The 13,030-nt window shown below is 64.7% G+C and carries 8 protein-coding genes and 1 pseudogene; 6 read left to right on the plus strand and 3 right to left on the minus strand.

All coding sequences use genetic code 11. From position 1 onward, the window contains the following. The first annotated feature begins 58 nt into the window (after positions 1-58). Together LWC34_RS31470 and LWC34_RS31475 are read left to right on the plus strand one after the other, a co-directional pair. Complete coding sequence (locus LWC34_RS31470; protein ID WP_233722400.1) at positions 59-1,447, plus strand: IS1380 family transposase; 1,389 nt, start codon at positions 59-61, stop codon at positions 1,445-1,447. Between the two features lie 148 nt (positions 1,448-1,595). Further along, positions 1,596-2,201 (plus strand): ATP-binding cassette domain-containing protein, encoded by a 606-nt coding sequence (locus LWC34_RS31475; protein ID WP_233728696.1) that lies wholly within the window; start codon positions 1,596-1,598, stop codon positions 2,199-2,201. A 96-nt stretch (positions 2,202-2,297) separates the two neighbouring features. Here the strand turns inward: LWC34_RS31475 and LWC34_RS59335 are convergent. Beyond that, positions 2,298-3,306, minus strand: a pseudogene (locus LWC34_RS59335) (IS701 family transposase); the annotation flags it as partial. Between the two features lie 96 nt (positions 3,307-3,402). Between LWC34_RS59335 and LWC34_RS31485 the strand changes: the two are divergent. The 3 genes from LWC34_RS31485 to LWC34_RS31495 are packed head-to-tail and all read left to right on the plus strand — an operon-like array spanning position 3,403 to position 4,906. After that, entirely contained in the window at positions 3,403-3,909 is a 507-nt protein-coding gene (locus tag LWC34_RS31485; RefSeq protein ID WP_233728699.1) for a hypothetical protein, read from the plus strand. Between the two features lie 5 nt (positions 3,910-3,914). Next, positions 3,915-4,316, plus strand: coding sequence for a YbaB/EbfC family nucleoid-associated protein (locus tag LWC34_RS31490; protein WP_233728700.1), 402 nt, complete (start codon positions 3,915-3,917; stop codon positions 4,314-4,316). Continuing rightward, positions 4,313-4,906 carry a hypothetical protein gene (locus LWC34_RS31495; protein WP_233727865.1) on the plus strand — a complete coding sequence of 198 codons (594 nt, stop codon included), beginning with the start codon at positions 4,313-4,315 and terminating at the stop codon, positions 4,904-4,906. Before LWC34_RS31490 ends, LWC34_RS31495 begins: the two co-directional genes overlap by 4 nt. 146 nt (positions 4,907-5,052) lie before the next feature. Here LWC34_RS31495 and LWC34_RS31500 read toward each other — a convergent pair whose 3' ends face one another. Beyond that, a complete protein-coding gene (locus tag LWC34_RS31500) occupies positions 5,053-6,018 on the minus strand; it encodes a hypothetical protein (protein WP_250109457.1) in 966 nt (321 codons plus the stop codon). Positions 6,019-6,458: 440 nt separating this feature from the next. Next, positions 6,459-6,683 carry a hypothetical protein gene (locus LWC34_RS31505; protein WP_233724828.1) on the minus strand — a complete coding sequence of 75 codons (225 nt, stop codon included), beginning with the start codon at positions 6,681-6,683 and terminating at the stop codon, positions 6,459-6,461. A 745-nt stretch (positions 6,684-7,428) separates the two neighbouring features. Between LWC34_RS31505 and LWC34_RS31510 the strand changes: the two genes are divergently transcribed. Beyond that, positions 7,429-12,936 carry a hypothetical protein gene (locus LWC34_RS31510; RefSeq protein ID WP_250109458.1) on the plus strand — a complete coding sequence of 1,836 codons (5,508 nt, stop codon included), beginning with the start codon at positions 7,429-7,431 and terminating at the stop codon, positions 12,934-12,936. The last annotated feature ends 94 nt before the right edge of the window (positions 12,937-13,030 follow it).

The following is a 13,030-nucleotide window of genomic DNA, read 5'->3' on the forward strand; positions in this document are numbered from 1 at the left end:
CTGTGATAATACGAGTTACTGAGGCTCGATTATCACCCGGGGATGGAAGGCACTTTCAGTGAAATTATCGCACAGGTGGTCGCGGGCGGCGGTGCGGTTCGATGAGGAGAATCTCGTGTCCTGCGCCGGGATCGTGCCGGTGATGGCGCTGGCCGAGCGGGCGGGCATGTCGGAACTGGTAGCGCAGAAGGTAGAGATCACGAACGCTCCGATCCCGTCGACTGGGGCCAGCCCGGCAGGCAAGGTCGCCTCGATCGTCGCGGGGATGCTCGCGGGCGCGGACTGTATCGATGACCTGGACGTGATCCGCCACGGCGGGATGAAACGTCTGTTCACCGGGGTGTACGCGCCCTCGACGCTGGGATCGTTTCTGCGCTCGTTCACCCACGGCCATGCGCTGCAACTGGCCGCGGTGCTGCGCGCGATGCTGGTGTCGCTGGCGGCGAAGACCCCGGTGCTGGCCGGGGCGGATCAGATGACCTTTGTGGACATCGACTCGCTGCTGCGCCGCGTGTACGGCACCCAGAAACGAGGTGCGCGGTTCGGGCCGGCCAAAGTCGGTGGCTACCAATTGTTGCTGCGAGGGCTCTCGCCGCTGGTGGTCACGATCTCCACCCGGCTGGCCGCACCCCTCGTCGCCGCGATCCGTCTGCGGGCAGGCAACGCCGGTTCCGCGCGGGGCGCGGCGAGGTTACTGACCCAAGCCCTGAACACTGCGAAAGCCGCCGGGGCACGCGCGGGACGGATCCTGGTCCGCGGCGATTCCGCCTACTACGCCGGCACAGTGGTCAGTGCCGCACGCCGCGCCGGGGCGATGTTCTCGATCACCGTGGCGACCAACCCGTCAATCCAGGCCGCCATCACGGCGATCGCCGAGGACGCGTGGGTCGCGGTGCGCTACCCGGGTTCGGTGGAAGATCCCGATACCGGCGAGCTGATCTCTGACGCCGAGGTCGCCGAGACCGGCTATACCGCCTTCGCCGGAACCCGCCACGTCATCACCGCCCGGCTGGTGGTACGCCGGGTGAAGGACAAGAACTCCGAGAACGCCCTGTTCCCGATCTGGCGTTACCACGCGTTCTTCACCAACACCGAACTATCCACAGTAGACGCTGATCTCGCCCACCGGCAGCACGCGATCGTCGAAACGACCTTCGCCGACCTCATCGACGGCCCGCTGGCGCATCTGCCATCGGGGCAGTTCGACGCCAACGCCGCGTGGGTCGTCTGCACCGCCCTCGCCCACAACCTGCTGCGCGCCGCAGGCAGCCTCACCAGCACCTTCCACGCCAAAGCCCGCGGCGCGACACTGCGCAAACACCTCGTCTGCGTCCCAGCCCGCCTTGCCCGCCCTCAAGGCCGCCCGGTCCTGCACCTACCCGAGCACTGGCCCTGGGCCGAGGCTTTCACCACCCTGCACACCGCCGCCAGCCCACCCGCCGCCTGACCTTTTCTTCACCACCCGCCCGCCAGGGCCCGACCGGAGACCTCCCGTGGACACGCTGGACAAGCCAGCCGTTTCACCATGCCCACCACCAAAACCCAAGATCCACACATGACCAGAACACCCCGGAAGATCAACACAAGGTCTATCGGTGGATTCAGGCTTAGGCCCGAACGGCGCGGGCAAGTCGACGCTGTTCCGGATGCTGACGACGCTGCTGCCGCCGACGTCCGGCACAGCGACCGTCGCGGGCTGTGACATCGTCAAAGACCCGGACGGCGTGCGCGCCCGTATCGGCTACGTCGGGCAGAACAACAGCGCGGGCGAGAACTACAGAATCCGCGACGAACTGATCACCCAAGGCTGTAGCCACGGCATGAAACGCCTCGACGCGGCGAAGCGAGCCGACGACGTCCTTGAGCTGCTTGACTTGACGGCACTGGCAAAGCGCACGCCCGAGACGCTCTCCGGCGGCCAGCGCAGGCGGGTCGACATCGGGATGGGCGGCCCACTCATCTCCTTCAATGCCCTCGCTGGGCATCGTCCCGCGTCCTGGAGGTTGCCCCGGCTTGGCTTCAGCACCAGGGCAGGACACGGGCACCGGTTTCAGGCGCCGTTCCGGAGGATGCGAAGTTCCATCACTGGAGATTGGGCTTCAAGCAAGCCAGCTTTCGCCATATCACGCGGGTCTCCCAATGCACCGTCCCAGACGCCTGGGCCCGGCCGCTGGTTTCCTGGCATGCTCTTGTCCCCTTAACCTTTCAGCGCTGGGTAAGCCATCAGACCCAGAAACCTCCCTCCAAGTTCCTCCCGGCTGAACCGGGAATACGACAGAGCGCCTCGTGGCGCACAACCCCTCTTCGACCGGCCAACGCAGGCAGGCCACCCGGACCAGGGTCATCAACGTGACCGGGCGGCCCTCGGGCACGTAGCAGTAATGGAAGGCCAATTCGCCGGTCTGCAAGTGCTTGCGGACCAACAGAAAGTGGCGTGGGCCGACGGTTGCGATCCAGGCCCAGGCGTAGCGGCGTTCGCCCTTCGAGCCGGCGACCGAGCAGACCTGCCAAGCGTTGCCGCCCGGCCTGAGATAGCGAGCCACCACCTCCTCAGCGCGGGCGCTGTCCCCAGGCGCGACCGCGATGTGGAAGGCGCATCCGACCCGCATCACGTAGCCGATCCCGTGGTCTTGCAAGAACTCCCGTAACTGACTGGAGCGGCCGTAGACCTCATCGCCCGCGGCCCCAGGGCGGCATCGTGGCGTCGGTGACCATGTCGCGACAGATATCGATGGCCAGTTGGGGCTTGGTGCGGAAGGTGACATCCGTGCCGATCCCGCACGCGGCCCGGCGCGCTTGGACGGCAAGCTGATCGGCCGGGACATAGATCCGGGCACCGACCAGAGCATGCCCACCGGGTGTGGCATACGAGCAGTACACGGTGTTCACACCGTTGGCGATCCGGCCGGCGCACCCCATGTACTGCCGCTTGACGCCCACCGTGGCATTGCCGGTCTTCTTCTGTCCCGACTCGTCCAACGCCGCCACCACCAGCGGCTGATCGGCCAGGTGCTCGGCCACGAACCCACGCACCACCCCCATCGCCTGCTCGTGGTCCCACACCGCGTGGTTGAGCAGCCGCTGGGTCGGATCCGGTGTGGTGTCCCCGACATACTCGGCGATGGTCCAGCCGTTCTTGCGGGGCAGATCACTCATCAACGCCACGATGTACTTCCCGGCCTGGTCATAGGGCCGCGTCCGGGCGAAACAGGGCTTGAGCCGCTGGTGCAGCGTGGCCAGGTTCGACACCGCACGGTCACCCTCTACGATGGCAGCCGCAGCCGCCTCACGGTCTTCTTGCCTCACAACATGATGATCTTGAGGCGGTTGTCTTCATGATCAGCAGGGTCCCGCGGACGCTCTCACCAGCCAGGATCCCAAAGTGCGGCTGCCCTAGTAGGTATGCCGGCGTCAGGATTCACCGAGAACTCCGACGGGGTGTTCGTCGACACGAACGCGGCCTTCAACAACTCCAACGACTTCGAGTCGTGGACCTGGAAGGAGATCCGGGCCGCCATCCTCGGCGGTGCGTCCATGCCGCCGTCCGGCGATGGGCCCGCGCGGGTCGCCGGGCTGATCGATCCACAGACGTTGTTCACGGCCTCCGTGGTCTTCGGACGGGCACAGGCCAACTTGGAACAGCTCGCCGCCCAGATCAGCAAGGCCGCGGGCTCGGTCGCGGGCGAAGGCAGCGGATGGCAGGGACAGGGCGCGGCCAGCCTCCAGAACGCGATGGACAACTTCGCCCTCAAAATGCGCGCGAAGGGGGTGAGCCCTTTTTTTACCTTGGGTTGCACATATCTGATCGATCAAGGGCCGGAAAGACACCCGGAGAAGGTGATTGAGGGCATCTTTCTTGTTCATTGGCTGGCGTGGTCGTCTACTTGTTCGGATAGCCGATTGAGGTGATGGATGTGTCTTCACTGGAAGAGCGGCTCCAGCAGGCCTTCGACGAGTTCGAGCGAAGGCGTGGTGTCGCTGTGGACATACACCGGCAGCTGGCCGAGATCGAGGTGACGGTCACCGCGCCGCGCAAGGTGGTGTCGGTGACTGTTGGTCAACACGGCCAGGTTCGGAGCGTGCAGTTCCCGACGACGGCGTACCGGAGGCTGACCCCGTCGGAGCTCGCCGCGACGGTGATGGACACCATCGCCAAGGCGCAGGCGGAATCCCGTGACAAGATGGCCGAGTTGATGGCTCCCATGACGCCGCCAGGGTTCGACCTGAAGGCCATGATGGACGGTACGGCCAACCTGGATGCGCTGTTGCCGAAGGACTTCGACGGCTCAGGCTTCTTCGAGAGGCCGACGGCATGAGCGGCGGCGAGATCAGGGCAAGCATCCCCGCCCTCCGGACCTACATGCCGGGGTTCGATGACACGGCGGATTACATCGAGGCTTCGATCGACCCGTTGCGGTCAGCGCCGGGCGGTGTCACCGGCGGGCAGTACATTTATGGCGACGACGACAACGGCAAGAAGTTCGCCGCGGATTTCGCCAGTTCCGGCGGTGAGATGGAAGACTTGCATGGCGGTTGGGCCAGGGACTATCGGGCCATCGCGGGCAAGGTCAAGGCGATGGTCGACATCCTTGAGAACAACGAGGACAACAACGTCCGTTTGGCGGGCGCGCTCATGTCACCGTTCGGCGATACTTCCGGCGGTGGCGGTGGCGGTGGCGGTGGCGGTGGCGGTGGCGGTGGCGGTGGCGGTGGCGGCAATCCGCCTATGACGCGCTGGAGTGGTTCGTACGAGCCGATTCCGGCCGAGCCCGCGGCGCACCGCGCGCTGTTGTCGGATGCGGGCGCCGAGGCGGTTCCGGTGACAAAAGCCTCGGCTATGGAGCCGTTCTTGAGCAATACGGAAACGAAGCGAGCGAGTGCGCAGGTAGAGCCTCGCGAGAAATGATCCCCTGAGCACGCGAAGGTGGTGTGCCGTGCGGGTTTCCTGCGTTCCGGCGGCTGGAAGCGCCACCTGCGCGGTGATGGAGACCAGTTGTTATGTCTGAACCGTCAGGTGACCAGAGCCATCTGATTCCGGATGGCTGGCAGGGCCTACCGATCCTGATCGCGGGTGGGCCGCTGCCGCCTGGGCAGATCGAGCTGATGCGTGAGCAGGCTGTGGCGTATCGGGCTTACGCGCAGCGGGTTCTGAGCGCGGGCGAGGGCCTGCAGCGTCTGGTGGACGGGGTCGGGGACAGTGTCAGTCCCGAGGTGGCGGAGAAGTTCCGTGTGCATATGGCGGAGCTCAATGATGGCCGGGGGCAGGCGCTCGCGGATATCGCGAATTTGCAGGCGTGGAAGCTCGACGAGCAGGCCACCAATATCGACTCTGGCCGGTACGGGATTTATGTCCAGGTGGTCTGGACGGTGTCGGAGCTGGCGTATATCGCGGCGTCCATCTTTCTGTGGGCGACGTGGCCGTTTGTGTTCGCGCTCGGGCAGTTGATGGTTCGGCTGGTGCGGATGGGCATCAGCTACAAGACGGCGGCGATTATTGCGGCGAGGATCGCGTGGGAGGGCGTTAAGAGGGGCGCTGACAACGTCGCGGTTACCGCGATGACTCAGGGTTTCGATGACTTTGTGAAGGTGGCGTCCAAGGGGCTGGGTGATATTCCGACGTCTGGGTTCGCCGTGCCGAAACTGATCAAGCAGATTCCGCCGGACAATTGGTGGTATACCGGTCGCCGGTTCGTCGATGAGGCGGCGGAGGAAGCGGGCGAGGAGTTCGCGCAGGGTGGTATTGCCGACAACTTGGCCGATCCGGGCCGGGTGGATCTCAAGAACTGGGGGACCGGGGCGGGTATCGGCGCTGTCGGTGGTGGGGCTGGTTCTGCGGCGGGTAGTGCTGGCCGTAAAGCGGGTCTGAAAGGGAGTCACAACAAGAACCGGGTCAACGGGATGCAGTCCGGGTGGGCGGGTGAGATCGCGGCCGGTGGTGCGGGGATGGCTGTTGGGGGTTCGCCGTTGGATATTGGTTTTGGTGTTGTGAACAGTACGTTCACTGACCCGGTGATGCATGAGGTGGAGACGAAGGCCCGCGAGGCCATCCACGAGCGGCAGAAGCAGGCGGGGTTGCACGGCGGGGAGGTGGTGCCGCCGCCCACATTGGCCAATCCGGACAGTCTGGTTGGCATGGGCGGCTCGGGCCCTGCGGGGCTGGTGGGTCCGGCTGGTGGTCCGTCGAATACGAGTGGTGGCGGCAACAATCAGCCGCTGGGCGGTGGTGCGTCTGGTGGTGGTGGCGACGGTCCGGTGGGGCCGGATGGTCAGCCGGTCACGCCGCTACCGGCACCGGGTACTGGTTCGTTGGCGCCGTCGCCCGGCAACGTGCCGACGCATCAGCCGCCGCTGTCCGGTGGTGGACATGGGCTGGTGGGGCCGGATGGCAGGCCGGTCACGCCGCCGCTCCCGCCCGGTACAGGCCCGCTCGAGCCGCCTCTGGGCAACGCGCCGACTAGTCAGCCTTTTGGTGGGGTCACCGGTCTGGTGGGCTCTGGCGGTAGGCCGCTCATTCCACCGCCTGCGCCGGGCTCAGGTCCGCTCGTGCCGCCGACTGCCGCTGGTGGTCCAGTCGGGCTGTCGGTCGAGGGCTGGAACAACAGCCTGGGTATGCCGTCGTCGAACGGCCCTGGCGGTGTGATGGGCGGCCCGGCCAACGGCCCGACGTATCTGTCCAGCGACACGGGTGCTCCTGGCACGAATGGCGGCTCTGGCGTGGATGGCAGACCGGCCGCAGTAAACGGCGGGTCCGGCAGTGGCTCGAATGTCCTCGGTGGCTCTGGTGCCGGGGACAACGAGTTGTCGAATAGCCCGAGCGTCGCCGACAAGGGGCCAGACGTGTCGGGGAGTGGATCGTCAGTACCTAGCGGCCAACCGAGTGTTGTAAGCAACGGACTAGACGCAGCCGTGAATGACCGGTCCGGCGATGGTTCAGTTGCCTCTGGTGTCCCGAACACGATCAATGTCGATCGTGGGACAGGATTGGGCACAGTGACCTCCGGGCCAGGTGGCTCGACAGGTCCGGCAGTGCCGTCGAGCGGACCGAACGCTGTAAGCGGTGATACAGGCAGGGTTTCCACGGAGTTGTCGAACGGAGTCACCGGTGGCCCCGGTGTGATCGGAGGAACCGGCCCGGCGGTCAACGGAGTTCAGTCCTCAGCCACCAACGAAACCGGTTCGGGTCCGACGTCTTCGCAAAACCCCGCCGTTCGGGGATCGACCGGGCCGCAACAGGAAGGTCTACCAGGCCTTGAAGGGCCGTTTGATCAAACGTCCGTGGCAACTGAAGGCTCACGGTCCGATGTCGACAGTGATGTCGTCACGCTCGTCAGTGACCACTACGATGACCTCGACACCGAAACTCTGATCGACTTCGATCCCAACGAGGACCAGACCTCGCTCGGCGAGTATCGGGGCGACCAGTTCGGTGTGACCGCGCCCAAGGTAGAGGTTGTGGCAGCTGACAGGAATACAGACGTCAACAGCGCCAAAACCGAACAGTCACAGCAGACCGCGACGACAACGAACACGAACATCGCGCCAAAAGCCGAGCCCGCCACGCTGGACAGCCAGGCGAGCGAAATTACCACAGCGAGCACCACACCCGACAGCGACACCGCACCCAAGACGGAGATCGCCGCTCCCAAGGCCGAAGGTCCGCAAAAGGTCGACGTCATCACGACCACAACGAATGCGAACACCAACACAGAGTCCGTCAAGGTTGAGCCGTCGGCGAAGTCCGGCACCTCGGCGAAGACCGGCCTCGGTTCTCCCAGTCGGAACATCAACACCGATGCCAAGTCCAACGGCGAGCCCACGACGCAGCTGGACGCTGCGACGATGGATGTCGCTGCGACGATGGATGTCGCTGTGACGCACGACTCGCTGGGACAGGACCGCTACGTGGGGTATCGGGGTGCTGGCCCGGTCTGGCGGGCGGCGATCGCGGACCAGAGCGGGCTGCCGGTGGGAGCTACGTTCGTGCGCGACGAGGTTGGCCGTGTGGCGGACTGGTGGCAGCGACAGCCGGGGAAGTGGTCGCGCGCCGCCAACACAATCGCACTGCCCTGGGATCACCGGGACCGACCGTATCTGGTGGACATACACGCCACTCCCACCCACGCACAACTCCTCACCCCACACAACTACCCGGCTGGCGAGCTGGCCTGGGTTGACGGACGCACGCTGGCCCGCATCATGCTGACCAGCGAAGACTTCCGTGACGCCTTGCGCGCGCACCGGCCGATCGTGCTCTGGGCCTGCGCCGCCGCTGGCCGGCTAGGCCACGACTTCTGGACCGCGATAGCCAGCCACTATCCGGATGCGGTGGTCCACGCCCCGACCGGTCGCCTGCACTTCGGCGTCAGCATCACCCCAGACCCCACAACCCCAGCGTCGGGAATCGCGTGGTGGCAGATCGACACCGGCCACCCCGGAAAGAACACCACCGCGGGAAACTGGCATACCTACTCACCAACCCACCAAACCGTCGCCGACATCAACATAGCCGCCACGCACAGCCCTGCCTCAGCACCTACACCGGTGCCGGTACACACACCCGCGCCCACCCTGGCCACCACGCATACCGCGCCCACCACAAAGGAAACACCCACCGTGCAAGGCACACGCACTTCAGTGGCCTGGCACAGCACCCGCGATCCGGCCGACCACCCCAACACTGACCAGGCCGATACGGACAATCTCGAGACAAGCCACGCAGTCCCCACCACGACCACCGACGCGTCCACAGGGGCGGGTAGCGCGACCGGCATGCCCCACCCAGCCCCCCGCACGACCGATAAACAGGCGCACAACACCACACCATCGGGCCCTACCTCGGGTACTCGGCGGGCTAAGCGCAAGCTCCCACCGAAAACAAGCCAAAACGGATCAGCCGTCAAACGGTCCCGCAGGACCGACCAGCAGACGGTCGCACCTACTGCAGCGGCCCGCAACAACTCCAAAACCAAGACCCAGAGGAATAACCCGACTGATGCGCAGTTGGCGCAGGCCCTGCGGGATGTGTTGGTCGAAAACAAGGCGCGCGAGGTGCCCGCATGGGATGGCAAAAGCTGGCGTCCCCTCATCCACAAAAGGGCGTGGCGCGAGATCGACAACGTAACGGTCAACATCGGCCAGCGCCTGCACAACCTCAAAAAAAATCCGACGGCGCGGGTGGGTCGGGAGGAATGGGACGCACTGGGGGGCAACGGTTATCAATGGTTGTTGGATATGGGCGGGCGCCCGCTCCCTGACGCGGCCGAGCCCGCTAAAAAAAAACCGACTGATGCGCAGTTGGCGCAGGCCCTGCGGGAGGTGTTGATCGACAACAAGGCGCACGAGGTGCCCGCATGGGATGATGACACAAGCCTGCGTCCCCTCATCAACTCAACGGCGTGGCGCGAGATCGACAACGTAACGGTCAACATCGGCCAGCACCTGCACGACCTCAAAAAAAAGCCGACGGCGCGGGTGGGTCGGGAGGAATGGGACGCACTGGGGGGCAACGGTTATCAATGGTTGTTGGATATGGTCGGGCGCCCGCTCCCTGACGCGGCCGAGTCCGCTAAAAAAAACCCGACTGATGCGCAGTTGGCGCAGGCCCTGCGGGAGGTGTTGATCGACAACAAGGCGCACGAGGTGCCCGCATGGGATGATGACACAAGCCGGCGTCCCCTCATCCACATAAGGGTGTGGCGCGAGATCGACAACGTAACGGTCAACATCGGCCACCGCCTGCACAACCTCAAAGACAAGCCGACGGCGCGGGTGGGTCGGGAGGAATGGGACGCACTGGGGGGCAACGGTTATCAATGGTTGTTGGATATGGTCGGGCGCCCGCTCCCTGACGCGGCCAAGTCCGCTAAAAAAAACCCGACTGATGCGCAGCGGGCGCAGGCCCTGCGGGATGTGTTGGTCAAAAACAAGGCGCACGAGGTGCCCGCATGGGATGGCAAAAGCCGGCGTCCCCTCATCCACAAAAGGGTGTGGCGCGAGATCGACAACGTAACGGTCAACATCGGCCAGCGCCTGCACAACCTCAAAGACAAGCCGACGGCGCGGGTGGGTCGGGAGGAATGGGACGCACTGGGGGGCAACGGTTATCAATGGTTGTTGGATATGGGCGGGCGCCCGCTCCCTGACGCGGCCGAGCCCGCTAAAAATAACCCGACTGATGCGCAGTGGGCGCAGGCCCTGCGGGATGTGTTGGTCGACAACAAGGCGCGCGAGGTGCCCGCATGGGATGGCAAAAGCCGGCGTCCCCTCATCCACAAAAGGGCGTGGCGCGAGATCGACAACGTAAGGGTCAACATCGGCCAGCGCCTGCACGACCTCGAAAAAGAGCCGTCGATATCCGTGGGGAGGGAGGAACGGAAGGCACTGGGGGGCAACGGTTATGGCTGGTTGTTGGGGTTGACCGATGCGGGGTTGACGCGGGGGCAGGCGGATCGGTTGGTGGCGGATGGGTTGGTCCCGGTGGATGTTGACCGGGATGGGGATTGTTTTATGCACGCGCTGGTGCGGACAGCGGGGTTGCGTGACGCGGATGGGCGACCGTTGTCGGCGGTGCAGATGCGAAAGGATTTGGCGGCAGAGTTGCGGCAGGACCTGACTCGTCAGCTGGCAGACCGCCAGCTGTGGACTGCAGAGTTCGAGTTGACCGCCCGCACAATGATGCGTGTTGACCAAGGTCGGAGTATCACAGAGGAGTTGACCAGCCAGGACCGGGACCAGCTGATCGGCTGGGTCGCCACGTCCGGTGTGTACGCTAACGCGGCGGGTGACATCACCCCGATCGTAGCCGCGAAAGTGTACGGGGTGAATATTCACATCTATCATCCCAACGGGCTGCCCCCGCAGGAGGTGGGGAACGACAGGCCTGATACGCGGGTGGTGCGGCTGGTCCGGTTGGACGTGCGCAGCAACGGGGTGGATCATTGGATGGCGACCGCGCCGGTTCCCGTTAGCACACGCTCCAAACGCCCGCAACCAGCGGTGCTGGACGCACGGGATACCAAACGGGCCAGAACTAGTCAGCAACATGTGGCACCAGGCCTGGACGATGTCGGTTCCCGTGACAGTATCCGGCCACACGACCGGCAGGTGACACAGTCCCAGATCATCCTGTCCGATACTGACCTGACCGAGCACTACCCCATTCTCGCCAATCGGGTCAACGCTCTAGCCGACAGGCTGCCAACAATCGCACCACGGCCGCTGTCGACCAGCCTTGGCAACGACGAGGTGGTCGTGGCCGATCGCCGGTTGATGGTCACCGCGTACGGTACCGCGTTCCAGAGAGCCGACCAACGCGCACGGCTCGTGCGGGACGAGCTGGTGCGGCAACTCACAGCACGGCTGCGTCCGGCATCCACCGACACCCTCACCGCTGATGACCAGGACCATCATCGCGACCACGCATCAGGATGGATCGCCGCAGCACTCGTGGGCAGCCAGGTACTGCCGCTGCAGGCCGGGCAACACCCTAATCAGGTAGACATCACCGAGATCGTAGGCAACTACCGATTCACCCGGTTGTCCATGGCCGAAACCACCATGGTGATTCCCACCCCTCACCACGATGATCAGGCCCACGGCTGGCTCATTGTGTTCCCCCTGGACCCCGGCTCCCAGGAAAACGCCCTAGACCGTGACCACTTCGTCACCGTGCTCACCCGCCTTACCCAGCTCACCTCACTCCCCACCACACCGGGGCACGTCCGAATAACCGGCTACGGTACCCACGGCAAGCCTCGCGCCCAGGCCATACTCAACGCACTACACGACTGGGCGTTCCCCCAGGCACGCCGGGGCCAGAGCAGCTGGCCCCACAACATCACAACCAGCGTCCGCCATCTCCCGAACAACGACCGGCCGATGGCACACCTGCCAATGCAACGACAACTGCGTATCGACATCACCACCCGCAATCCCGCTGCTCACACCCTCCCTGCCCGCACCCCCGCTCCTCGCACCACAACACGCCCATCCTCCCTCACTAGCCCCCCCCACCCGCAGCCCACCACACCGGACAACCACCACGATCACGGCCCAATCATCGCCGCCGCCCCAGACCACGACTCATTCAGCGCCCTGCTCGCCCCCAGAACCCACACCCCTACCGACGACAGCGGCCCAGCCAACGACAGCAGCTTGTTCAGCGACGACGGCTTGTTCAGCGACGACGGCTTGTTCAGCGACGACGGCTTGTTCAGCGACGACGAACAGGACAACCCGCCCAGCGATACCGGCCCCACATCGCCACGCCCGCAAACCCATCAACCTCAGACAGCGCCCCCCCTCGATCCAGCACAACCACACACACCACCCACCACCGACCCAACCCTGTCCCTCATGTCATCCCCCAACCTCATGTCATCCCTCACACCCGACACATTCCCCACCTTCGACATGCTCGACCTCGTTCCCAACCCCGACGCCCCAGGATGGGAATCTCACGTCCTCGCCCAGGGTGACCCCACGCTCTGGCTTCCCGAGCACGACCGGGCACCAGAATTAATAGACCACGCCACCACACCAACGCCTACTACTCCGCCAACAGATGACTGGTACACCACCCTGTTCAAAATTGCCGCCACCAGCCTCCAACAACCACCCACCACCGAGCCACCCACCACCGTCATTGAGCACGAGAACTGGCTTCATGAATTCGAACAGCTCGTCACGAATCTAGACACGGCCGACCACGACTACGGTGACCTGCCCGATAACAGCTTGATGAGCGACAACAGCACCACAGAGCAAGACCCAGACACACACACCGACGCAACAACCACCCACCCGACCGACGAGTACCTCCTCCAGGCACTCGAACTGCTTCAGAAAAGCGGCGCAGCCGCCGCAATCGACGACGTTCCCAATCTTTTTGAGCTCGCCGACACCATTGGCCAACTGCTACGACAAGGCGACCAATAAACGGCGCAAGCATACCCGCACAGCATCACCACCACTCCACCAAAACCAAACAGACTGGGACTGTAAACTCTCCTCTGTCAAGCGGGGACTGTCA

This window comes from Kibdelosporangium philippinense (assembly GCF_021390435.2).
GTDB classification, from domain to species: Bacteria; Actinomycetota; Actinomycetes; order Mycobacteriales; family Pseudonocardiaceae; genus Kibdelosporangium; species Kibdelosporangium philippinense.